Annotated in this window: 25 protein-coding genes and 1 tRNA gene; 14 read left to right on the forward strand and 12 right to left on the reverse strand. The window is 55.7% G+C overall.

Features of this window, described 5'->3' with window-relative positions:
- Positions 1-9: 9 nt before the first annotated feature.
- The 6 genes from GKC68_RS07050 to GKC68_RS07075 all read right to left on the reverse strand — a co-directional run bounded on the left by GKC68_RS07050 (position 10) and on the right by GKC68_RS07075 (position 5102).
- The gene (locus tag GKC68_RS07050; RefSeq protein ID WP_342656705.1) at positions 10-285 is read right to left on the reverse strand and encodes an ogr/Delta-like zinc finger family protein; all 276 of its coding nucleotides are present in this window, start codon (positions 283-285) and stop codon (positions 10-12) included.
- Positions 285-1010 (reverse strand): septation initiation protein, encoded by a 726-nt coding sequence (locus GKC68_RS07055; RefSeq protein ID WP_342656706.1) that lies wholly within the window; start codon positions 1008-1010, stop codon positions 285-287. The genes GKC68_RS07050 and GKC68_RS07055 overlap by 1 nt, the downstream gene beginning before the upstream one ends.
- Before the next feature lie 366 nt (positions 1011-1376).
- A complete protein-coding gene (locus tag GKC68_RS07060; RefSeq protein ID WP_342656707.1) occupies positions 1377-4049 on the reverse strand; it encodes a DUF927 domain-containing protein in 2673 nt (890 codons plus the stop codon).
- Positions 4050-4058: 9 nt separating this feature from the next.
- Positions 4059-4436, reverse strand: a complete 378-nt coding sequence (locus GKC68_RS07065; RefSeq protein ID WP_342656708.1) for a DUF5375 family protein — start codon at positions 4434-4436, stop codon at positions 4059-4061.
- On the reverse strand, positions 4433-4717 hold the full coding sequence (locus GKC68_RS07070) for a hypothetical protein (RefSeq protein WP_072404073.1): 285 nt from the start codon (positions 4715-4717) through the stop codon (positions 4433-4435). The genes GKC68_RS07065 and GKC68_RS07070 overlap by 4 nt, the downstream gene beginning before the upstream one ends.
- 28 nt (positions 4718-4745) lie before the next feature.
- The gene (locus GKC68_RS07075; RefSeq protein WP_342656709.1) at positions 4746-5102 is read right to left on the reverse strand and encodes a hypothetical protein; all 357 of its coding nucleotides are present in this window, start codon (positions 5100-5102) and stop codon (positions 4746-4748) included.
- Positions 5103-5336: 234 nt separating this feature from the next.
- On the opposite strand from GKC68_RS07075, the gene GKC68_RS07080 reads away from it, so the two are divergent.
- On the forward strand, positions 5337-5516 hold the full coding sequence (locus GKC68_RS07080) for a hypothetical protein (protein ID WP_072209533.1): 180 nt from the start codon (positions 5337-5339) through the stop codon (positions 5514-5516).
- Positions 5517-5559: 43 nt separating this feature from the next.
- Here the strand turns inward: GKC68_RS07080 and GKC68_RS07085 are convergent, their stop codons facing one another.
- The 5 genes from GKC68_RS07085 to GKC68_RS07105 form a co-directional block, all read right to left on the reverse strand.
- Positions 5560-5790, reverse strand: a complete 231-nt coding sequence (locus tag GKC68_RS07085) for an AlpA family phage regulatory protein (RefSeq protein ID WP_338131918.1) — start codon at positions 5788-5790, stop codon at positions 5560-5562.
- Between the two features lie 92 nt (positions 5791-5882).
- Positions 5883-6857: a hypothetical protein gene (locus GKC68_RS07090; protein WP_342656710.1), complete on the reverse strand. Its 975-nt coding sequence runs from the start codon at positions 6855-6857 to the stop codon at positions 5883-5885.
- Positions 6858-6919: 62 nt separating this feature from the next.
- Positions 6920-8197 carry an integrase arm-type DNA-binding domain-containing protein gene (locus GKC68_RS07095; RefSeq protein WP_342656711.1) on the reverse strand — a complete coding sequence of 426 codons (1278 nt, stop codon included), beginning with the start codon at positions 8195-8197 and terminating at the stop codon, positions 6920-6922.
- A 186-nt stretch (positions 8198-8383) separates the two neighbouring features.
- A tRNA-Arg gene (locus GKC68_RS07100) sits at positions 8384-8455 on the reverse strand.
- Between the two features lie 73 nt (positions 8456-8528).
- Positions 8529-9461 (reverse strand): formate/nitrite transporter family protein, encoded by a 933-nt coding sequence (locus tag GKC68_RS07105; RefSeq protein ID WP_110145352.1) that lies wholly within the window; start codon positions 9459-9461, stop codon positions 8529-8531.
- A gap of 243 nt (positions 9462-9704) precedes the next feature.
- On the opposite strand from GKC68_RS07105, the gene ccmA reads away from it, so the two are divergent.
- From ccmA to mlaA, 10 genes are all read left to right on the forward strand, one after another.
- Complete coding sequence (ccmA, locus tag GKC68_RS07110; protein ID WP_110956531.1) at positions 9705-10322, forward strand: cytochrome c biogenesis heme-transporting ATPase CcmA; 618 nt, start codon at positions 9705-9707, stop codon at positions 10320-10322.
- On the forward strand, positions 10322-10981 hold the full coding sequence (ccmB, locus tag GKC68_RS07115) for a heme exporter protein CcmB (RefSeq protein WP_014594214.1): 660 nt from the start codon (positions 10322-10324) through the stop codon (positions 10979-10981). Before ccmA ends, ccmB begins: the two co-directional genes overlap by 1 nt.
- 54 nt (positions 10982-11035) lie before the next feature.
- On the forward strand, positions 11036-11776 hold the full coding sequence (locus GKC68_RS07120) for a heme ABC transporter permease (protein WP_064366513.1): 741 nt from the start codon (positions 11036-11038) through the stop codon (positions 11774-11776).
- A complete protein-coding gene (gene ccmD / locus GKC68_RS07125) occupies positions 11773-12006 on the forward strand; it encodes a heme exporter protein CcmD (RefSeq protein ID WP_089528045.1) in 234 nt (77 codons plus the stop codon). The genes GKC68_RS07120 and ccmD overlap by 4 nt, the downstream gene beginning before the upstream one ends.
- On the forward strand, positions 12003-12488 hold the full coding sequence (gene ccmE, locus GKC68_RS07130; protein WP_206115112.1) for a cytochrome c maturation protein CcmE: 486 nt from the start codon (positions 12003-12005) through the stop codon (positions 12486-12488). The genes ccmD and ccmE overlap by 4 nt, the downstream gene beginning before the upstream one ends.
- A complete protein-coding gene (locus GKC68_RS07135) occupies positions 12485-14443 on the forward strand; it encodes a heme lyase CcmF/NrfE family subunit (protein WP_342656712.1) in 1959 nt (652 codons plus the stop codon). The genes ccmE and GKC68_RS07135 overlap by 4 nt, the downstream gene beginning before the upstream one ends.
- Positions 14440-14994 carry a DsbE family thiol:disulfide interchange protein gene (locus GKC68_RS07140; RefSeq protein WP_015699815.1) on the forward strand — a complete coding sequence of 185 codons (555 nt, stop codon included), beginning with the start codon at positions 14440-14442 and terminating at the stop codon, positions 14992-14994. Before GKC68_RS07135 ends, GKC68_RS07140 begins: the two co-directional genes overlap by 4 nt.
- Complete coding sequence (locus GKC68_RS07145; RefSeq protein ID WP_015699816.1) at positions 14991-15446, forward strand: cytochrome c-type biogenesis protein; 456 nt, start codon at positions 14991-14993, stop codon at positions 15444-15446. The genes GKC68_RS07140 and GKC68_RS07145 overlap by 4 nt, the downstream gene beginning before the upstream one ends.
- Positions 15446-16657 carry a c-type cytochrome biogenesis protein CcmI gene (gene ccmI / locus GKC68_RS07150; RefSeq protein WP_015699817.1) on the forward strand — a complete coding sequence of 404 codons (1212 nt, stop codon included), beginning with the start codon at positions 15446-15448 and terminating at the stop codon, positions 16655-16657. The genes GKC68_RS07145 and ccmI overlap by 1 nt, the downstream gene beginning before the upstream one ends.
- 131 nt (positions 16658-16788) lie before the next feature.
- A complete protein-coding gene (gene mlaA / locus GKC68_RS07155; protein ID WP_089528042.1) occupies positions 16789-17553 on the forward strand; it encodes a phospholipid-binding lipoprotein MlaA in 765 nt (254 codons plus the stop codon).
- A 163-nt stretch (positions 17554-17716) separates the two neighbouring features.
- Here mlaA and fadL read toward each other — a convergent pair whose 3' ends face one another.
- Entirely contained in the window at positions 17717-18994 is a 1278-nt protein-coding gene (fadL, locus tag GKC68_RS07160) for a long-chain fatty acid transporter FadL (RefSeq protein WP_047714228.1), read from the reverse strand.
- Between the two features lie 358 nt (positions 18995-19352).
- On the opposite strand from fadL, the gene GKC68_RS07165 reads away from it, so the two are divergent.
- From GKC68_RS07165 to fadJ, 3 genes are all read left to right on the forward strand, one after another.
- Positions 19353-19649 carry a YfcZ/YiiS family protein gene (locus GKC68_RS07165; RefSeq protein ID WP_058706947.1) on the forward strand — a complete coding sequence of 99 codons (297 nt, stop codon included), beginning with the start codon at positions 19353-19355 and terminating at the stop codon, positions 19647-19649.
- 162 nt (positions 19650-19811) lie between these two features.
- Positions 19812-21122, forward strand: a complete 1311-nt coding sequence (gene fadI / locus GKC68_RS07170) for an acetyl-CoA C-acyltransferase FadI (RefSeq protein ID WP_058706946.1) — start codon at positions 19812-19814, stop codon at positions 21120-21122.
- Positions 21122-23242, forward strand: coding sequence for a fatty acid oxidation complex subunit alpha FadJ (gene fadJ, locus GKC68_RS07175; RefSeq protein ID WP_064366517.1), 2121 nt, complete (start codon positions 21122-21124; stop codon positions 23240-23242). The genes fadI and fadJ overlap by 1 nt, the downstream gene beginning before the upstream one ends.
- Positions 23243-23328 lie beyond the last annotated feature (86 nt).

Consider the following 23328-nt stretch of genomic DNA (forward strand, 5'->3'; position numbering starts at 1 on the left):
TCCTCTGTCTCAGGGCTGTGCGTGGCGGTCTTTACGGGTGCAGGCGGAGCCGTAACGGCCCAGCGTCTGCGGCTGGCGCACCGGCGCATCATTTTCCGGCTCCTGCTCTGCCGCCACGGGCCTGTTGGGCTTCATAATGATTTTCTCGACGCTCTCCAGCGCGGTGAACGTGCAGGAGCAGTCGAGGTTCTGGCACTGATACCAGGTGCGCTTCACGGATGGCGCCTCGTAGGCGCTGGTGCGGGTGTGGGCCACCTGACCGCATTCGGGACATTTCAGGGCCATCAGCGGCTTTCCTTCTGTTTTAACTCCAGGCGGATTCTGGCCTTGTGACGGGCGGCCGGTGACAGGGTGCGGCCCGCGTCAGCCCTGGCGTCGGCGTCGGGAGACACGCCGCACAGGCGGAACACCGGGTCGCTGTCGGGCATGGCCTCACCGGAAACGGCCGGTTCAGTGATGTGGCGCTTGATGAAGTTCTTCAGCACGCTGTCGGGGTCGTTCACGGAGTCCACCACGCCGGTGACCAGAGCGGCCTGACGGCCCAGCGTGATGTGCAGGAGGCTCAGCGTCTGAATCAGCGGCTGGCCGTGGTCACGCATGAAGTCCTGCCAGAGCTGCATGGCGCGCAGCTCCACCAGGCTGTTGTGGGCGCTGATGTACTCCTGCGCCCGGTCGGCGGTCTCGAAAGGCAGGCAGGCCGTTTCTTCGGCGTGAGAGGCCAGCAGCGCGTCGAACTCCTCCAGCGTCTCGCGGTTCAGCGCGATTTCGGTGCGCAGCGCGCGCATTTCCGGCGTCATGGCTCCGCTGCTGTCGCGGAACAGGGCGCGCCACTCGTCGTTCTGCGCGTTCGCGGTGGCTTCGGTTTCCGCACGGCGCTGGCGGATGGTTTCGGCATTTTCAGCGGCGTCGGCCTGCACGCGGCGGGCCTCAAGCCATGCCGCCTTAGCGGTGCTGACCTTATCAATTTCGGCCTGCGTGGCGGCGGGCAGGGATAAAGCGGTGTCGGTCATGTCGGCTTCCTGTGTGGTCGTTTTCAGTAAGTCAATTGTGCCGGGGCTGGCACAGGTGAGCCATGTGCGGGCCGTGTGCCGTGCCTGACACAACGCCTGCCAGAAAAGGGCGGCTGGCTGACTTACCTTCTGTTTGCGGTGTAACACGGGTAACAGGTGTTACAGCGATGAATTACAAGCACTTTTTATTATTCTTCCGGTGTAACACGACGGGTAACACGGTGTAACAGCGCAGACGGGTGCGTTACACCTGTTACACCTCACATGAGAAAGAGGTGTAACAGGATGACGCCTTACTGCATGCGGCTGTTACACCCGTTACACCTGTTACCCTTTAAAAATAAGACTCACGCAAAGGCCTCTGCATCAGCCCGGCACCTCGCTGTTGAAGACGTACAGCCTGCGCACGTTCATCTCTGGCGGGCGGATGCTGGTCTGCAGCTTGCCGTCGGCAGAGGCCATCAGGTAGCCCCGGTCGGCGCACAGTCGCGCCACCTTGCGCGGGTCAAACCCCCTGCAGATTTCCTTCCACCCGGACGGCATGACGTAAAACGTCGTGGCCGCCTCGGTGCCCTGCGCGGTGTTGCCTTTTTCCACCCTGCGCCAGCCCACCATGTTGCCGGGGCGGTTGCGCTCGTCGTGCCAGTCGGCAAACCGGCTGTACTGGTTGGCCGTGAAGAAGCTGCGCACCTGCTCCAGCGCCGCGATGTCCTCCTGGTTGGCCGTGTGGCCGCGGTCTTTCAGCCAGGCATTCAGGCACACGCGGGTTGCGCGCAGCGCTTCCCCCTCCTGCCAGCCGGTGATGCCGAGCCGGGTTGCCAGCTCGCCCGCCATCGCCACCAGGGCAAAGCGGTTGACCGCGCGGCCCACCTGATTGCCCGCATCCTGCGGCGTCAGCGCGGCGGTGTACTCCTTCATCAGCGCCTTGGCCTGCGCCGTCAGCCCGCTGAGGTCGGCGGTCAGCGCCCTGAGCCACTCGCGGAACGGCGCGCCGTAGTAGCTGGACGTCGCCCACTCCAGATGTTCGGCCAGCGCCTTTCCGCTGTCGAAGCCGTGCAGCTCCTCAAACACGCCAAACTTCCCGGAGTCGCTGGGTATCTGGATCATCCTCACCTCCATCCCGGCAAACGTGCGTTCACCCGCCTTTGCGGCGTGCTCGGTCAGCGACAGCTCGCCGGTGGAGAAAAACAGCAGCCGCCACTGTTTCCGGGTGCGCAGCTCTCCGTCCGTTCCGGCGCGGCCCTTGCCCTGGCCGTTTGCCAGCATGTAGGCGATGTTGCCCGCCTCGCGGCCGTCCACCTCGCGGATTTCGTCGAGCATCATGGCGGCGTCGTTGCGGCGGCTGGCGCAGCCCTCCAGCGCGTTGCCGGTGGCGCGCCACGTCTGCCAGTAGTCCGGCCCGCCGCACACCGAGGTGGCCGCCTTCATGGTGGTGGTCTTGCCGTCCGTGGATTCCCCCTTGAGGTGATAGCCGCCGCCGTCCATCCCGACCAGCCGCAGCAGCGGGGCGGCAAAGGCCAGGCTGACCGCAAACGCCACGCGGGAATTGCCGGTGCAGAAGCGCGCCACGTGCTCGCGCCACTCCTCCACGGTGCCGGACACGCGGAAGTCGCGGCCCTGCACGGAGGTGGTCTGGAGAATGACGCCGTCCGCGCCGTCGCCGCTCACCTCGTCCTGGAGCACGTAAACCTGCCCGTGCCAGCCGGTGCGGCTCACGCAGGTCACGCGGCGCTCCGGCTTGCACAGCGAGATGTACTCCATCAGGCGCGCGCGGGCCTCGCCGGTGGTGCTGATGTACGACAGGCCGTTGACCAGCAGCACGCGGCGCAGCTCCTCACCGCTGCCGCTCAGCATCTCCATCGGCATCGCCCAGCGCCTGCGCTCGCCCCAGGTGTCCTCCCACTCCAGCAGGCGGCCGAAGTTGCCGCCGTCGGCGTCGCAGGTGATGGCCGTGACGCGCAGCGGGTTGCAGATTTTCACGTTCTGGATTTCGGTTTCGCCGTTGCGCTGCACCTGCTTTTCGTACCAGAGATACTCCTGCGTCAGCCGGAACCCGTGCGGCAGCTGCGTGCGGCCCTCACCGCACAGCACCAGACCGTTACGGAAGGCTTCACGGGCGCGTGTCACGCCGTGCTCGCGGTGAAAGTCGTTCCAGTCGGCCTTTATCTCACCCGGCGGCAGGCTCACCCAGCCGCTGACCGCTCTGGCCGCCTTTTCCGCGAACGCCTTACCGGGGTTTTCGCCGCCGTCCTGAAAATCGTTGTCACCGGCGACGACGATTTTCACCTCCGGCCAGCGCGCCCGAAGCGCCTGCGCCACGTTCGGCAGGTTGCCCGCCGAGACGGCAGCCACCACGCATCCGGCGGTCAGCTGGCTCACCGTCAGCGCCGTGGCGTAGCCCTCCGTGATGACCGCCTGCACCGGCGGCTCTGAGGGCAGCGGACTGAGCGCCACGAATGCGGCCTTCATGACGCTGCCCGGCAGCAGGCTTTTCTCCCCCGTGGGGGCAATCAGCTGCGCGCCGGTCACCGCGCCGTCTGCTGTGGTCAGCGGCAGCAGCAGGGAACCCGCCGGAAAGGCCGTGCCGCTGATGCGCTGTGCGCTGCCGGTGAGGCAGGCCGGATAACCGGCAAAGCCTTTGCCGGCAAGATAGGCGCTTTCACCACTGCGGCCGGCCTTCACCAGCGCGTCAACAACCGGCGCCATGTCGCGTTTCGGGGCTTTTTCTCTGGCAGGCTTAACCGGCACGGTCTGCACCTCGCGCAAATCCAGCACCTCCGCCACCGCCTGCGCGGCCGCCTTAACGCCTTTGTCTTTGACAAGCTTCACCAGGTCAAGCCCGTCACCCCGGCCGCACTGGCTGCAAATCCACGTCCCGCGCCCCTCAAGGTCATCCATGCGGAAGCGGTCTTTGCCGCCGCATTCAGGGCAGGGGCCGTGCCTGCCGCCTTCCGGCACGCTGATGCCGAGCTGCTGAAAAATCACCGGCCAGCGGCCGCGCGCCGCTGTCGTGATGTGTGATACTGACTGTACTGTCATAACGCCCCCTTAATGCCGGTACAGCGACGCGCCGGTGTCGCAGAAGGATTCAAACGCCGCCGGAAGCGTGGCGTACAGGCCGGTCATCACCTCACACCCGCGCGCCGTCAGCACCGGCGGTGCGGTCAGGAGCGTCGGCTCTACCATGTCGGTGAGTAGCGCCAGCGCCGCCGCCGCGCCCTGTGCCTCGCCGTACTCGTTTACCATCGTGCCCTCCAGATGCAGGGCGATGGCCATCTCGATGCGCTCCACCGTCATGCGGTGCGGACCGCGCATTTCGCTGCCGGTGTCGGCCAGATGCTTTGCCCGCCAGGCGGAGGCTATGGCGCGGCGGTAAAGGGCGGTCGTCAGCTCCGCCGGAAAGACAGAGACCTGTGGCTTTTTCATGCGTGAGCCTCCCCGATGAGCGCGCAGCAGCGGGTGACGTCGGTCAGGTCGGCGCGCAGGTACTCCATCACCGCCGCCATGCCGGGCACGGTATGGCCCGCCACCGAACCCGCATCGCCGGGATGCTCTGACAGCAGCAGCTGGAGCAGATCGCAGGCGTGCATGGCCCGGTTGAGTTTTTCGAAGGCGTCGGCAGGAAGGCCGTACTCAAAGGCGCTGAAAACGCCGGATTCAGGCAAGGGGATGCCCTGAGCACCGTTGTGCCCGTTTGAAATATTCATGGTTTACTCCGTTAAAGCTGGCTGCGTGTCAGAGGTAATTTGAGTAGTGGCCGTCGTCCGGCTCAGCGGGCTGGCGCATCACCGGCTCCCGCCAGCGCCGGTACGTCACCGACGGGTGCAGGTCAAGCGGGCTGAACCCGTTATGCCCGCCGTCAGCAGACATATCAGCGCGCGGCGATGCCGCTTTAAAGGTGTAACTCTCCAGGAACCACGTCAGCGGGGCTGAGGTGACCTGCCCGTCACTGTCGTAGCGGTAGGTCACCTCGTGACTGAACTCAGGGTTAGCACACGCAACGGAGAAGGGCGCAGCTGAAAGGTGCATCACCGTTACCGTCCAGCCCTGCGAATGCTGCCAGCGTTCGCCATGCTGAGGATAATCAGGCATAACGACCTCCTTTGCAGCGACGGGAAGTGCTGAAAAGCTGAATGTGTTCTGCGGTCTGACTGTTGCTTGAGCAAGATATCCAGGTAAACTTTTGTTTAGCCATATTCGTTACCTCATATAACGTTTTGGTGAGACGCCTCGGCGATGCTGCAAACATCCCGGGGCGTTGCTATTTTAGTCTCTTGTGTGTAATGTGTCATTACACACAAACACATTACAACGGGTGTAATTAACGTGTCAACACACAAAAATGAAAGGCGGGGAAATCCTCCATTCCAGTTCCGGCTTGATCCTGAATTGCGTGAACTTATGGAACAGGCACAGCAGCAGGATGGTGATGAATCATTGGCGGCATGGATCAAGCGTGTACTGCGGAAAGAACTACAAAATCGAGGTTTAGTATCAAAAAATTGATTAACTAAGAGGGAGATGTTTTCTCCCTTGTATTTTAACTTCTTCACCAGTTTTCCCTCACACCAGAAGATTGATCTTTGACCCATTGCCTAATTTCTTGGGCATCGTAAACAGACACCCGTGGGGAAATACGTTTAGATTTAGGAAAGGCGGGGTTATGTTTTTGCCACCGCCAGAGAGTGACCGTGCTAATTTGCAAAAACTCAGCAGTGGCGCGAGGGCGGGCATGTCCGGTAGTGGGATATGTTTTTAAAGTCATGAAATTATCTGCCATGTTATGTAATTAACACGGCAGATAATCGCAATATGAAAGCTAAATTATCAGTGCCACAATTTTGTTTTTATGTTGGGATAAAATATTGCCACTTAAAACTTTCCTGCTTTAGATGAGCTAAGGCATTCTTTTATCTTGTCTTTTCCAAGTTCAACTCTTGTTCTAGGGTTGTTCCTTTCAGAAACGATTTTATCTGCCCAAGCATCAATAGTCAGCTTGCCGCGCTTTCCATTGCAAGATTCCGGATCATTTAGTAACCAATAAATAGCTGCTTTATAAACGGCTTCTCTCTTTGTCGCTGATACTTCAACATTACCGTGTACTCTTCGAATACCTTCTATATTAGACACACCTCCATTAACATAGCTGGGTAACTCTTTACCCATTCCATTATCTAATTTTTCTATTTGGTACCTGGTTAGATAAACATCATCTACTTTTAAAGTGCCAATTAATTCTTTTTTGGATGGCGATAATCCTCCTTTCATGGATGACAAACCTTCGTAAGGAGATATTGCTAGTATTACCCACTCATTACTACCAAATGCAGCATTAGTAAAAGGCATGTTAGCTTCTTTAAAAGCAATATCATATGCAAGAAGTTTAGCTTCACCATACACCTTTAATTCTTTATATAACGATGATGTAGGGCTGAGTATGCATATCGACCATAAACCTGATAGTAATAGCATTGGGCTTTTTATGTTCGGTTTATTTTCGTTATGATATATTTGTTTTGGAGGAGCGTGCGATTCCCCATCAATAGGGTCGGAGTCAAAATCTGCTTTAGGTATAAAGTAACTTAGTGCTGACTTATTACTGTAATTTGACACGCTAGGAGGATACTTATTTTCCCAATCTTTAAAATCCCCACCTTTACGCATCATGAGTAGTGCAGCTTCAAAACCATTTAGCTCTAAGCAAAATTCTATAATTCCTATCTGCGCAAAATGGATAAGATCATCAATTTTGCAGTTAAGTAATTCAGCAGATCTTCTTAAAGAGCAAAACTCAAGAGCAGGTATATTGTTTCTTTCCCAAACGTTAAGTTTTATATGGTCACTCATAGATTCACCTTTATATAAATTTCATCGTTTCGAGATTAATGGAAATTTTCATTCTTGTGTTTTTAAGAATCAATAGATTTATTTTTTACCATATCATAAGGCGCAACGTAGCCGTCTTTGTTAGCTTGAATATAACTGGACCACCATTGCATCATCTTACGCCTTTCGTGCATGTGTTGAGCTAAGTGAATATAGGCAGCTCGAACTTCATTCCGTTCTTGATGGCTCATCTGACGTTCTACTGCTTCCCTTGACCACAGACCCGACTCTGTAAGAGCTGAGCATGCCATTGCCCTAAACCCGTGAAGACATATATCTACTTTTGTATCATAACCAATCGTTCTTAATGATTTGTTAACTGTATTTTCACTCATAGGTTTATAAGGGTTACTATCACCCGGAAAAATGAGATTATATTCATAACTTAATTTTTTTATTTCTTTAAGAATGTTTATGGCCTCATTTGACAATGGCACAAGATGAATACTCCCCATTTTAGCCCCGCGTTCTGAATATTTTACACCATCGATTAATTCTCTTTGCGCAGGAATAGTCCACATTGCGTTTTCGAAATCAATTTCGTTCCATCTTGCATGCCTTAATTCGCTTGAACGAACAAAGGTATGAAGAGAAAATAAGACCGCCAGCTTAGTTAGTGGTCTTCCTGTGTAGTTTTCAACTTTAAAAATTAATTCAGGTAATTTTTCTAAAGGTAGAGCAGGGCGATGTTTAGTTTTAGGACTAGTAATCGCTCCTTTGAGGTCATGAGTTGGATTGTATTCAATGATCCCACACTGAATAGCGTAACGAAAAACACTTGCAAGAGTAGTCTTAACTCTCCCTGTCGTAGCACCGATACCTTGCTCATTCATTCTGACTAATAACTTTAGAAGATCACTCGTTTTTAATGAACTGACAGGTTTATCTCCGATGAATGGAAAAACATGATTTTCCATTTCTCTCAGAATTTTTATACGAGTAATTTCTTTCCATGTAGGATGGCCTATCGAGCCTTGATGCCATTCTAAAGCAATCGTTTGAAATATTGGCGAAGTTGGTTCCGCAGGAACAACTCTTTTAGTAACTCTTGGGTCAACACCCTCAGCCAAAAGTTGCCTTGCTTCATCCCTGCGTTTACGTGCTAGTGCTAGCGAAACGTCCGGGAAGACGCCCAGCGCTAACGTAGCTTGCTTACCGTTGTACCTGTAGTTCATTCGCCATGCTTTAGTCCCGTTCTTTTTGACTAAGAGATACAGGCTGCTACCGTCGGTCAGCTTGTAGTCTGTCTCTTTGGGCTTGGCGTTTTCAACTTTTTTGGGGGATAGCTCGTTAAGTGCCATGAGGAGTGATCTTAGCTATTGGTTGATGGTATCGGCTTATCGAACCGGGAATACCATCAACGATACCATCAGAAGCATGCAATGTCATGAAATGAACTGAAACCTGTTCGAAGCTTCATTCATTGATTTTAAAGAGTTTATCGAGGATTTTGTGATGTTATGAAACGTGGTGAAATGAAAGAAAATTGTCCCCTGCAGGAATCGAACCTGCAACTAGCCCTTAGGAGGGGCTCGTTATATCCATTTAACTAAGGAGACGCCAGCGCAGTATACCGCAGTTAGGCGGCAGGATTCACTACACCGCCGCGCGTTTGCTCATTCTGTCAGCAATTTAGCGTTCTTCTTGTTGTTGCTGACGTTTTTTCTCGGCTTTGCGTCGTTCCGCTTTCGCCTTTGCCTGGGCCGCTTCGCCCATATCATTGCGAATCTGCGCATGGCTGATCAGGGCGAAAATCAACGTACCGCCCGTCAGGTTGCCTAATAGCGTCGGGATAGCAAAGGGCCAGAGAAACTCGGTCCAGGGAACACTGCCGTTAAATACCAGGTAAAGCACTTCGACGGAACCCACCACGATATGCGCCAGATCGCCCAGTGCGACCAGCCAGGTCATCATTACAATGACAAACAGCTTGGCGGCACCGGCATAGGGGAACATCCAGACCATGGTGGCAATGATCCAACCTGAAATCACCGCATTCGCAAACATCTCGCCCGGCGTATGTTCCATTACCTTCATGCTGATGTCGGTAAAGGCCTGGCGGGTGGCTTCATCAAAAATCGGCATTTCAGTAAACGCCAGAGCTGCGAACGCTGTCCCGATAAGATTACCCAGCAGCACAATGCCCCACAGGCGAAGCAATAAGCCAAGATTGCTCATAGTGGGTTTGTGCATAAAGGGCAGGACGGCGGTCACGGTGTTTTCAGTGAAAAGTTGCTGCCGTGCCATAATCACAATCACAAAGCCAAAGGTGTAGCCAAGATTTTCCAGTAAAAACGCGCCGGGCACGCCATCCAGATGTACCTGAAAAATGCCCTTAGCCATCAGCGAGGCGCCCATCGACAGCCCGGCAGCAATGGCGGACCACAGCAGCGCCATGCCGTCACGTTCCAGCTCTTTTTCCCCGTCCTGGCGAATCTCTTCGTGGATAGCGGCGGCGCGCGAGGGCAGGGCGTCTTCATCCACTTCAATATCCTCCTTACCCTGTTCTTTCTCTTCGCTGTCTACGTCGTTAGATCCCTGACTGGTGCTTGATGAAGGCTTCATGTTTTCTCCTGGTAACAGTGCAAATGCGTTATAAGCGTAGTCGTTTTTTGGCTCGCGAAATGGTTTCTACAACAGCTAACAACAGTTACAACATTTTGCTGTGGTGCGCTTTTTGTCCGCTTAACGTCGTGAAAAGCACGAATATCCAACCTCAGCGGGAAAGGGGCCCGCGCACGGTCTTCGGCACACTGCAACATTGTGCTATCATTTGCGCCTTATTTGGCTGGCGCGATTTACCCCTCCATGTTGGAAATCATGAATCTGCTTTGTGTGCGTGATGAACGGGCGCTCTTTGAGGCGCTCACGTTTCGCGTGTCGGCAGGTGATATCGTACAAATTGAAGGGCCAAACGGGGCCGGTAAAACGTCTTTGCTACGGATTGTGGCCGGGTTGAGCACGCCGGAACACGGCGAGGTGCGTTGGCAGTCGCAGCGGATTCATCAGCAACGCGATGTCTGGCATCAGGCCATGCTTTATCTTGGGCATCTGCCGGGAATCACCTCTGCGTTGTCGGCGCTGGAAAATCTACGCTTTTATCATCCGAAATGCCGCGATGAGCACATTTTTACCGCACTGGCCAGCGTCGGACTGGCGGGCTATGAAGACGTGCCAGCCGCACAGCTCTCTGCGGGGCAACAGCGGCGAATCGCGCTGGCCCGGCTGTGGCTGACCCAGGCAACCCTGTGGATTCTGGATGAACCTTTAACCGCTCTTGATCCTGTCGGCGTCGAGACCTTAATGGGGCGCTTTGCGGAACACGCGCAACAGGGCGGTTCTGTTATTGTGACGAGTCATCAGGCGCTGCCGGGGCTGAACGGCCAGATAAAAACCGTTCGCCTGCATGCCATGGAGTGGACGTAATGTTGTGTCGTCTTATTCAACGTGAATTACGCATTGCCTGTCGTCGCGGTGCGGAGGTGGTGAATCCACTGTGGTTTTTCCTGATCGTGATTACGCTTTTCCCGTTAGGTATCGGTCCTGATCCTCAGCAACTGGCCCGGATCGCGCCTGGCATTGTATGGGTTGCCGCGTTGCTCTCCTCGCTGCTGGCGCTGGAAAGGCTGTTTCGCGATGACTTCAATGACGGCACGCTGGAGCAACTTTTATTGTCTCCCACGCCGCTGCCGGTCATGGTGCTGGGCAAAGTGATTGCCCACTGGCTGGTTACCGGCTTGCCGTTAATCCTGCTTTCGCCGCTGGCGGCGCTGTTGCTGTCCCTGGATATCCCGAGCTGGCGAGCGGTGGCCCTGACGCTGCTGCTGGGAACACCAACGCTGAGTTTTCTTGGCGCAATCGGGGTGGGGCTGACTGTGGGATTACGTCGTGGTGGCGTGCTGCTCAGCCTGTTGGTCCTGCCGTTGGCGATTCCTGTGCTGATCTTTGCCAGTGCGGCCATTGATGCCGCAGGACAGGGTGTCGCCATTGGCGGTTATCTGGCGTTGCTGGGGGCAATGCTGGTCGCGAGTGCAACGCTGGCGCCTTTTGCTACCGCTGCGGCGTTGCGAATTACGCTGCACTAAATCAGCACGCATCAGACGTGTTATTAGCGTTTATTTTAATGTGAGCAATTGAACATGTGGAAAGCATTACATCAGCTGGCTAAGCCCGAACGGCTCTATCAGTTGTGCAGTCGCCTGCTGCCGTGGTTTGCTCTGGCCAGTGCGGCGGTACTGCTGCTGGCCTGGGTTTGGGGATTTGGCTATGCACCGGCAGACTACCAGCAGGGTGACAGCTTTCGCATTATGTATATCCATGTTCCGGCGGCCATGTGGTCGATGGGGATATACAGCGCGATGGCCGTTGCGGCGTTCACGGGGCTGGTCTGGCAGATGAAAATGGCCGATTTAGTGTCAGCGGCGATGGCACCGATCGGTGCCGTGTTTACCTTTATCGCGCTGGTCACCGGTTCTGCCTGGGGCAAGCCGATGTGGGGAACCTGGTGGATATGGGATGCCAGACTGACGTCAGAACTGGTGCTGCTGTTTTTATATCTGGGCGTGATTGCGCTGTATCAGGCCTTCGACGATCGTCGCATGGCCGGGCGGGCCGCAGGCGTGCTCATTTTGGTCGGCGTGATCAATCTGCCCATCATTCATTTCTCTGTGCAGTGGTGGAATACCTTACATCAGGGATCGTCCGGGTTGCTGCAACAGGCGATCGCGCCGCCGATGCGCACGCCGCTGCGCTGGGCCATTTTGGGTGACCTGCTGTTGTTTATCACCTTAACGCTGATGCGCTTACGTAACCTGATTCTGCTTACGGAACGTAAACGTCCCTGGGCAATTGCCTTGGCGAAGACAAGGAGCAAAGTATGACCCCCGCTTTTGCCTCATGGCATGACTTCGTTGCCATGGGCGGCTACGCCTTTTATGTCTGGCTGGCGGTGGCAGGCACGCTGGTGCCGCTTTTCGCCCTGATCTTACATAGTATGTGGTCACACCGACGTTTGCTGGCGGACATTCGCCAGCGTGATGCGCGGGAGCGCCGCCTGCGAGCGGCCAACGTTAAACGCACCGCCAACCCTACGGCAGGAGAAGAGAAGTGAATACCCGCCGTCGAAATCGCCTGTATGTCGTGGTGGCGATACTTACCGGACTTGGGCTGGCGACCGCACTGGTGATGTATGCGCTGCGGTCCAATATCGATCTGTTTTATACGCCGGGTGAAATCCTGGAGGGAAAAGGCGATGCACACATCAAGCCTGAGCCCGGACAGCGCCTGCGCGTGGGCGGCGTGGTGATGCCTGGCAGCGTAACGAGGGATCCCCACACGCTGGCGGTTTCCTTCCAGCTTTATGATGGTCGGGGTGTGGTCAACGTGAGCTTTGTCGGCATTTTACCGGATCTGTTCCGCGAAGGTCAGGGCGTTGTCGCGCAGGGCGTACTTGAACCCGGCAACCTGATCAAAGCCAAAGAAGTGCTGGCAAAACATGATGAAAACTACACGCCTCCCGAAATTAGCGCCGCGATGAAACCCGCCCCCTCTGGGCAACAGGTCGCGAATAACCCGGCAGGACCTACACCATGATGCCAGAACTGGGCAGTTTCTTACTCTGTCTTGGATTAGCCTTAGCGCTGTTGCTCAGCGTCTATCCGCTGTGGGGTGCCTGGCGCCAGGATGCCCGCCTGATGGGCATGGCGCGTCCGCTTGCCGTTGGGCTGTTTGTCTGCGTTGCGGGGGCTTTTATGCTACTGGTCTGGGCGTTTATCGTTAACGACTTTACTCTGAGCTATGTCGTCAACAACTCAAACTCACTGCTGCCGGTTTACTACCGCATTGCGGCCACCTGGGGCGCGCATGAAGGCTCGTTGCTGCTGTGGGTGCTGCTGTTGAGTTGCTGGACGCTGGCCGTGGCGATTTTCAGCCGTGGTATGCCGCAGGACGAACTGGCCCGGGTGTTGTCAGTGATGGGGATGATCAATCTGGGCTTTTTGCTGTTTATTATCCTCACCTCAAACCCGTTTAGCCGGACGTTGCCCGATTTTCCCGTGGACGGTCACGATCTTAATCCAATGTTGCAGGATATCGGCCTGATCTTTCATCCGCCCTTGCTGTATATGGGCTATGTCGGCTTCTCTGTGGCCTTTGCTTTTGCCATCGCCTCATTAATGGCGGGACGGCTGGATACCGCCTGGGCGCGCTGGTCGCGTCCCTGGACTACCGCCGCCTGGTTATTCCTGACCATTGGCATTGTGCTGGGTTCCGCCTGGGCGTATTACGAACTGGGCTGGGGCGGCTGGTGGTTCTGGGACCCGGTGGAAAACGCTTCCTTTATGCCGTGGCTGGCGGGTACCGCGTTAATGCACTCGCTGGCAGTGACGGAAAAACGCGGCACCTTCAAAGCCTGGACCGTGTTATTGGCAATTACTGCGTTCTCCCTGAGCCTGCTCGGCACCTTCCTGGTCCGTTCCGGCGTGCTGGTCTCGGTACATGCCTTCGCCTCCGATCCGGCGCGCGGCATGTTTATTCTCGCATTTTTGGTCATCGTGATTGGCAGCTCGCTGCTGCTGTATGCCATTAAAGGCGGCCAGGTGCGCAGTCGGGTGCAAAATGAGCTCTGGTCACGAGAATCTTTTCTGCTGGGAAATAACGTGGTGCTAATCGCGGCCATGCTGGTGGTCCTGCTGGGTACGCTGTTACCGTTGGTTCATAAGCAACTCGGGCTGGGCAGCATTTCGGTTGGCGAGCCTTTCTTTAATACCATGTTCAGCTGGCTGATGGCTCCGCTGGCGTTAATGCTCGGTATTGGGCCGTTAGTGCGCTGGCGACGCGATGAACCACAAAAGCTGGTGCGCCGTCTGCTGATAGCGCTGCTCGTGACGCTGCTGGCCTCCGTGCTGCTGCCCTGGTGGTTGCAGGATCGTGTTGAAGCCATGACGGTGGTGGGATTACTGATGGCGGTATGGATCATCCTGTTGACCCTGATGGAGCTGCATGAGCGTGCCACTCATCGTCATCGTTTTTTTACCGGATTACGTCACCTTTCGCGCAGTCACTGGGGCATGGTGCTTGGACATCTCGGCGTGGGCGTCACCGTTATTGGCATTGCGTTCAGCACCCAATACAGCGTTGAGCGCGACGTGCGCATGAAAGCGGGCGACAGCATCGACATCCATCACTACCATTTTGTTTTTCGTGATGTTCAGGACTTACAAGGCCCGAATTACAGTGGCGGCGTGGCGGTCATTGACGTTTCCCGCAAGGGCAAGCCAGAAGCCGTGTTGTATGCGGAAAAACGCTTTTATTCTGCCGCGCGCACCATGATGACCGAGGCGGCGATTGACGGCGGCTTTACCCGCGATCTTTACGCCGCGCTGGGTGAAGAGCTCAGTGACGGTAGCTGGGCGGTGCGTATCTACTACAAACCCTTTGTGCGCTGGATCTGGTTTGGCGGCTTGTTTATGGCCGTCGGAGGGCTGTTCTGTTTACTGGACCCGCGCTACCGCTCGCGCAAGAAAGCCGATCGCGAGGTAAGGGCATGAAAAAAATTCTGTTTATTCCGCTGGGATTATTTTTACTGCTGGCTGCCGCGCTGCTGTGGCAGTTATCACGTAATGCGGAAGGGGACGATCCTTCGCGGCTGGAATCGGCCTTGATTGGTAAGCCTTTACCGGTGTTCAGGCTGGAGGCGCTGGATAAGCCAGGCAAAACCTATGATCAGCAAACGTTGATCACCGGTAAACCGCTGTTGCTGAACGTTTGGGCAACCTGGTGTCCGACATGCCGCGCCGAGCATCGCTACCTTAATGAGCTGGCAGAGCAGGGCGTTCGGGTTGTAGGGTTGAACTACAAGGACGATCGCCAGAAGGCGGTGAACTGGCTGAACACGCTCGGTAATCCTTATGCGCTCAGCCTGTATGACGGCAACGGGATGTTAGGCCTCGATCTCGGCGTTTATGGCGCACCTGAAACCTTTCTGATTGATGGCAAAGGCATTATTCGCTATCGCCACGCCGGGGATTTGAACCCGCGCGTCTGGCAGCAGGAAGTCAAACCCTTGTGGGATAAATACACGAAGGAGAGCGGCGCATGAAATTCCTGATGATGATGCTCTGTGGACTGCTGTTCAGCGCCAGCCTGTGGGCCGCGATTGATACCTATGCGTTTGACTCCGTGGCACAGGAAGAGCAGTACCGTGAGATCACGGCCTCGCTGCGCTGTCCCAAATGCCAGAACAACAGCATCGCCGACTCTAATGCGATGATTGCGTCAGATATGCGATTGAAAGTTTATCAACTGATGAAGCAGGGGCAGAGCCGTCAGCAAATCATCGACTATATGGTGGCGCGTTATGGCAATTTCGTCAGTTATCAGCCGCCTGTCACGCCCTCAACCCTGATCCTCTGGGCCGGCCCGGCGCTGTTTGTGATTGTGGGCGGTGCCGTGATCGTGTGGCGTAGTCGTCAGCGTAAAACCCGAAGCGAGCTTGATGACCAGGAACAACAGCGTCTGGCGGCGATTCTGAAATCGGACAGGAAACGATAATGGCCGTTTTTTTAATCACGATTTTTGTGCTGCTGCTGGCGGCCTGCATACTGTTTTTAGCCGCAGGCTGGCGTCAACGTGAAACCCATACAGCGGCGCGCGACAACCTTAATACGCATTTTTATCAGCAGCGGCTGGCTGAACTGACGCAGGATGAAGAGCAGGGGGTGATTGCCGATCGCGTCGTGATGGAGCAGGAGTTACAGCAAACCCTGCTTAGCGATATTCCGCCCGCTTCGGATGCCCACTCACACCGCAGCCGCCGCTGGGTGCTGTTACCCGGCCTGATCGTTTTAGTTGTCGTGTCACTGGCAAGCTATCTTAAAACCGGTGGCTTAACGCAGTTAAGTGGCTGGCTCCAGGTGCAGGAAGCGTATCCGGCGCTGCGCGCCCAGCTCATGGATCCCCATGCCCGGCCACTTACCCAAGAGCAGCTCTCTCGCCTGCAGCTCGGTTTGCGCAGCCAGCTACAAAACGAACCTGATAACCTCAGTGGCTGGGCGATGCTGGGCCGCCTCGGTATGGTACTCAATAATGCCACGGGTGCGCGTCAGGCTTTCGAGCATGCGTTGCAGCTGGCACCGAATAATTTTGCTCTGCAGCAGGATTATGCCGAGGTGCTGACGCGATCGGGCGATCCTCAGGATAACCGCCAGGCCGGGCTGCTGCTTAACGAACTGCTCAAACAGCATCCGCAGGATATCCGCACCCTGAGCCTGCTGGCCTATAATGCGTTTGAACAACAGCAGTATTCGCAGGCGATAGACAGCTGGCAAGAATTGTTGAATGCGTTACCCGCCAACGATGCGCGACGCGACGGCATAGCACGCAGCATTGAACAGGCTAAAACCGATGCCGGGCAGCAAAGCACGCAGCTGGCCGTGGAGGTCACGCTTTCCCCCCAGGCAGAAAAAATGTTACCGCCGGGCGGAGTCATGTATATTTCGGTGACTGACGGCGTCTCGCCGGTACCGGTGGCGGTGAAACGGGTTTCGCCCGGACATTTTCCCGTGTCGCTGACGCTGGATGACAGCAATGCTATGTTACAGGACCGACGTCTTTCGGCGCAGAAACAGATCCAGGTTCGCGTCAGAATTTCACGTAATGGCCGCGCAAATCCTGAGACGGGTGACTGGTTTGGCGTCAGCGCGGTCGTCCCCTGGGATGGTCATCAGCACATTGACGTCGCGATTGATAAACAGCAGCCTTAACCGGCTGGCGTCTGGCAATGTCTGAATCTGCCAACCGCATGGGAGATATCAGCTATGCTTGCTGGACTGCGCTGATCTGCCCGCTGAAACGTAGCAGGGTATAAATAACTTATATGCACAGGGAGAAAAAAATGGATCACCGCCTGACCAGCCTGGCTTTGACCAGTGTGCTTCTGGTTGGTTGTGCCAGTTCAAAGCCTGTTGACGATGCGCCTGCAGGGCGTAGCGATCCGCTTGAAGGTTTTAACCGCACAATGTTTAACTTCAACTATAACGTGCTGGACCCTTACGTGCTGCGCCCTGTGGCAGTGGCCTGGCGCGACTATGTTCCCGTGCCTGCCCGCGCAGGCCTCAGCAACTTCCTGGGCAACCTCAGCGAACCTGCCAGTATGGTAAATGCGATTCTGGTCGGCGAGCCGCGCAATGCAGGTATCCACTTTACACGTTTCTTCCTGAATACGGTGCTGGGGCTGGGCGGTTTCATTGATGTCGCCGGTAAAGCCAATCCGGAACTGGCGCGCCAGGGACCGCAGCGTTTTGGTACCACGCTCGGTCACTATGGCGTGGGCTATGGCCCTTATGTGCAGTTACCGGCCTATGGCAGCTTCACGATACGTCAGGACGGCGGCGATTACGTCGATACGCTTTATCCTGTGCTTGGCTGGTTGACCTGGCCCATGTCCATCGGTAAATGGACGCTGGAAGGCATCGAATCGCGCGCACAGTTGCTGGACTCGGATGCTATCCTGAAACAGCAACGCGATCCTTACGCCTTTATCCGTAGCGCCTATTTCCAGCGCTACGACTTCCTGGCGCGCGGCGGCAAGCTGAAGCCAGAAGACAATCCGAATGCGGCGGCGATCCAGGACGATCTGAAAGACATTGATTCGCAGTAAATCATGACTCGTCAGAAGCCGCCTGTCGCAAGGGCGGCCTGATAAGCGGCCCGGAGTGATGAAGTGAAGCTGTTACAGGGGCACCAGGCTGCATGACGTGTGACGTTCCTGTGAGCAATAAAAAAGCGACACTCAGTGTCGCTTTTTTTATGCATTTCGCGCATCAGAACTTGTAGTTGAAGCTTGCGCCATACAGCCAGGCTTTACCACTCGAGTTAAAGGTATAGGTGCCTTCCTGCACGGTCACTTTCTGACCGTGCATGTAAGACACGCCGACGTCTACCGATGCATCGTCGTTAAACGCATAAGAGGCACCGGCGCTCAGCCACAAACGGTCCTGATCCGGGATAGAGATAGAACGCTTGTCAGCCGGCACCGGGCTGTCATCAAACGCGATACCGCTGCGGAAGGTCCAGTTTTTGTCGTACTGGTAGGTGGTACCCAGTGCGATGCGGTAGGCATCGTGGAAACCTTCATCTTTATAGAACAGCGTCTGGCCGTTTGAGCCCGTGGCTTTCAGCTCCTGGAACTGGCTCCAGCTGGTGTAGGCCAGGCTATAGTGCACGGCCCACTGTGGTGCCACTTTATGCCAGCCTGAAACTTCCCACATTTCCGGCAGGTTTAAGGTTAACGCGCCGGGAACTGTAGAGCCGTTTGTACCTGTCGGGAGATTAGTAACTTCTGGGTTATTACGAGGATTGAATGGCAGGCTACTTTTATAGTCTCCATCAAAGTCAATTTTCACTTCGGAGCGGTAGGTAAAACCAAAACGGTTATTGTCATCGACTTCGTAGAGTACGCCAGCGTTCCAGCCGTAGCCCCATTTATCTCCCTTAAGATAGGCAACTTGCGTATCTGCGGGTATACCGAGCCGTGCGCCCGCTTCACCAGCATAGCGCTCAATTTTAGCTTTGGCATATACAGCATCAAAACCTACCCCGAAGCTGAAATGCTCATTCAAACGATAAGTCGTGCTGAGGTTCAAGTTACCCGTCATCAGGTCAGTTTTGCCGCCCAACCCGCCCGCGGTGTAACCGTTGTTAAACTCTGTCGCCAGGCCGTAGTTAGACGTCGCTGACGCGCCAACCCACCACTGATCGTTAATCGGCTGGACATAGTGCAGGTTAGGGATCCACTGGTTCGGTGCGATGTTTTTCGCGTCGAGGCTGCGGCCCGTCGGGCTTTGGCCACTGATATCCACTTCAGGATCGATGTAAACCGCACCGATTGAAAATTCAGGGCGATCCATGAGTGCCATGGTTGCCGGGTTACGACTGGCTGAGGCCGCCGTATCACCCATTGCGCCCTCGCCAGAATAAGCGCGACCTAAACCAATGGAAGAAAATTCATTTAACTGAAATCCGGCTGCATATACGTTAGAGGAAATAAGCGCTACTGCAGCTGCCACGGCTGACTTTGCGAACAGGTTTTTATGGTTCATGACCACAACCTCATGTGAATTATTATTTAACGTTGTGACGTCGCGTAACAAGGAACGGCGGATTGTATGGACTGATGTCAAATGCACATATCAGACCAGTGCGGAGAGTATAGGTCCGACCTGTACACATGTTGCAATATTGTTTTTAAAATATTTCCAATTTGATAGGTGAAAATTCGATCTGCTTAACACTTCTCAGGAATAAACAGGCAGAGCGGCAGGCGCAAAACTGATCCACATCAAATTTTATTGTGATATTCGTCACTTAGCGCGGTGTGTGTAGCGGGTTGATAAGCGAGCGCGTAAAATTTTCAGCACAAAACTCACCCACCTTATGATGTGATGTCAGGAGAAAATCATGACAAATGCTTTAAAAAAATGTAGCGCGACGGAAACGGCTGCGTGCTGTTGCGTTGATGTTGGTACGGTGATGGATAATTCAGACTGTACGGCCAACTGGTCAGCATGGTGTAAAAATCGCGCCGATGCCGAAACGAAACTGGCGCAGCTGACGGAAAGGGCGCGCCAGGTCGAGTCAGAACCCTGCGTTATTGATTCCAGCATGGTGGAAGAAGCCGGTGGCGTGCAGCTTAATATCGACTTTACCTTTAGCTGTCAGGCCGAAACCCTGATTTTCCAACTGGGTTTACGTTAAACATTTCGGCGCCGCTGCTCTGCGGCGTTTTTCATTTTCGTGTTTCTTATCTCACTTTTCTCCTCCTGATGTTGGCGGCGCACCCGCTTGTGGTTAACACTGTGGATCAGGTCAGACCTCTTTCGGCAATGATGCCTCGGTCACGATGTACAGGTGGATACAATGAGCAAAGCGCAGTCACTGCTGACGCGTAATGGCGAGCGCATCGCCATAACCCACGGATTACGCACCCCTTTTCTTCGCCAGGCCACGGGTTTTCACGGCATCCCTGCGGTTGAACTGGGCCGCATGGTGATCAGCGAAATCATGGCCCGAAGCGAACTCCCGGTTGAGGTGATTGAGCAACTGGTCTTTGGTCAGGTGGTGCAAATGCCGGAAGCGCCAAACATTGCACGTGAGATCGTCTTAAGCAGTGGCCTGAGCGTCAATACCGATGCTTACAGCGTCAGCCGCGCCTGCGCCACCAGCTTTCAGGCGGTGGCAAACGTCACCGAAAGCTTACTGGCAGGGACGATTTCTGCCGGCATCGCAGGCGGGGCAGACTCCTCATCTGTGCTGCCTATTGGGGTCAGTAAAACGCTGGCGCGCGCGCTGGTGGATATGAATAAAGCGCGTAGCTTTTCACAGAAGTTGCACATTCTCCGGCGGCTGCGCCCTAAAGATCTGTTACCGGTTCCGCCAGCCGTTGCGGAGTACTCAACGGGATTACGTATGGGGGATACCGCCGAGCAGATGGCCAAAACGCATGGCATCAGCCGGGAAGAGCAGGATGCGCTGGCCCTGCGCTCGCATCAGCGCGCGGCCCAGGCCTGGCAGTCAGGCGTACTGAGTCAGGAGGTGATGGCCGCCTTCGTGCCGCCGTGGAAAGCGCCCATTGAGCAAGATAATAATGTGCGTATGGATGCAAAAGCCGCCGACTATGCCCGGCTGCGTCCGGCATTTGACCGTCAGCACGGTACCGTTACTGCGGCAAACAGTACGCCACTTACCGATGGAGCCGCTGCAGTCATTTTAATGCGTGAAGGCCGGGCAAAAGAGCTTGGAATACAGCCGCTGGGCTATTTACGCAGCTATGCGTTTACTGCCATCGACGTCTGGCAGGACATGCTGCTAGGGCCGGCCTACGCCTCGCCGCTGGCGCTGGATCGTGCCGGGATAACCTTAAAGGAGTTGACCCTGATTGATATGCACGAAGCCTTTGCCGCTCAGACGTTAAGCAACCTGAAAATGTTTCGTGATGAAGGTTTTGCCCGTGACGTGTTAAACCGCGCCCATGCGCTGGGCGAAGTTGACGAGGCGCGTTTTAATGTCTCGGGCGGATCGATCGCCTTTGGGCATCCGTTTGCCGCAACCGGCGCACGCATGATTACCCAGACGTTAAATGAATTACGCCGCCGGGGCGGAGGGCTGGGTTTAGTCACCGCCTGCGCCGCCGGGGGTTTAGGGGCAGCAATGGTTCTGGAGGCCGAATAATGGAACAGAGCGCGTTCACATTACAGATGCGGGACGATCATGTAGGCGTGATCACCATTGATGTACCCAATGAAAAGATGAATACGCTTAAAGCGGCATTCGCGGCACAGATTGCATCAATTATTGCGGAAGCACGCAAGCATCCGCAACTGCTGGGGCTGGTGCTGATTTCAGGCAAACCTGACAACTTTGTTGCAGGGGCCGATATCAGCATGATCGATCGCTGCCAGAGCGCCCACGAGGCAGAAGCGCTGGCCAGACAAGGGCAGGACGTGATGGCGGCGATTGCGGCATTGCCATTTCCTGTGGTGGCGGCAATCCATGGTGCTTGTCTGGGCGGCGGGCTTGAGCTGGCGCTGGCCTGCAACGCGCGCATCTGTTCGCTGGACGATAAAACCCGTATTGGCCTGCCTGAAGTGCAGTTGGGACTACTGCCGGGATCGGGCGGCACGCAACGCCTGCCTCGCTTAATCGGCGTACAGAAAGCCTTACCGCTTATCCTTACCGGTAAGAACCTGCGGGCCAGACAGGCGAAAAAGCTGGGCATTGTTGATGATGCCGTGCCGCAGGCCATCCTGCTTGACGCTGCCGTTGAACTGGTGAAGAAGGGTAAATACCGTAGAGCGCCGCTGCCCCTGCGCGATCGTCTGCTGCAGGGCCCGATGGCGCGTCAGGCGCTGTTCGCACTGGTCAGACGCGAAACCGATCGAAAAACCCAGGGTAACTACCCAGCGGCACGACGCATTATCGAGGTGGTTCGCATCGGCCTGGAGCAGAGCAGCCAGGCGGGTTATGCCGCGGAAGCGCGGGCGTTTGGCGAACTGGCGATGACGCCAGAGTCGGCCGCGCTGCGCAGCCTGTTTTTTGCTTCCACTGCAATGAAGAAAGAGAACGGCACCCAGGCTGAACCACGACCAATCCAACGTGTCGGTGTGTTGGGCGGCGGGCTGATGGGCGGCGGGATCGCCAGCGTCAGTGCCGTTAATGCGGGGCTACCGGTGCGCATCAAGGATATCAGCCTTAAAGGCATCAACCATGCCCTGCAAACCAGTTGGGATGTGCTGAGTAAAAAAGTGAAACGCCGGCAAATCAGTCCGGCACAGCGTCAGCAGCAGATGGCGCGCATCAGCGGCAGCACAGACTATGAGGGATTCACCCAGCGCGATATCGTGATTGAGGCGGTCTTCGAGGACCTGGATCTGAAAAGACAGATGGTGGCGGACGTCGAGGCGAACTGTCAGCCTCAAACGATCTTTGCTTCCAATACCTCATCGATTCCCATTGCGGAGATTGCGGCGACGTCGCGGCGCCCGGAGAACATCATCGGCCTGCACTATTTTAGCCCGGTGGAAAAAATGCCGCTGGTCGAGGTGATCCCGCATGCCACAACATCGCCTGAAACGCTTGCCAGTACGGTAATGCTGGCGCGAAAACAGGGTAAAACGCCGATAGTGGTGGCCGATAAACCTGGATTTTACGTCAACCGTATCCTCACACCTTACATCAACGAGGCTATGCGCTGCGTGGTGGAGGGGGAACCGATCGATCATATTGATCGGGCGCTGGTAAAGGCGGGGTTCCCGGTGGGGCCGGTTCAGCTACTGGATGAAGTTGGCATTGATGTCGGCAGTAAGATTTCACCGGGCCTGCAGCAGGCTTATGGTGAGCGGTTTGCCGCGCCTTCCGCGCTGGATGCCGTGATCAAAGACGGTCGCAAAGGACGCAAAAACGGTAGGGGATTCTACCTGTACGGAACGTCGCGTCTGGCGCGTAAAAAGGTCGATCCGGCGGTGTACGGCTTAGTGAAGACCCGGCCGGTGGCAAAGCAAAGCGGCGTCCAGATTGCCGAACGGTGCATGATGATGATGTTAAACGAAGCGGTGCGTTGCCTGGATGAGCAGGTTATCCGCTCGCCGCGGGACGGCGATATCGGTGCAGTATTTGGCATTGGTTTCCCCCCCTTTTTGGGCGGCCCGTTCCATTATATCGACAGGCTGGGCGCGGCAGAAATCGTCAACAGATTAACGCGGCTTCAGCAACAGTACGGAGACCGTTTTGCGCCCTGTGACGCGTTACTGCGCGCAGCGGAGCAGCAGACAAAGTTTTACACTTCTTCATAAATTCGAATACCCACTCCGATTCAGGGGGTTAGAATCGCGCCGCACAAGCGTGAGGCGCTGCACGAATCTGACAGGTGCTTATTTAA

Origin of the sequence: Pantoea sp. RSPAM1 (genome assembly GCF_038816185.1) — a bacterium.
GTDB classification, from domain to species: Bacteria; Pseudomonadota; Gammaproteobacteria; order Enterobacterales; family Enterobacteriaceae; genus Pantoea; species Pantoea ananatis.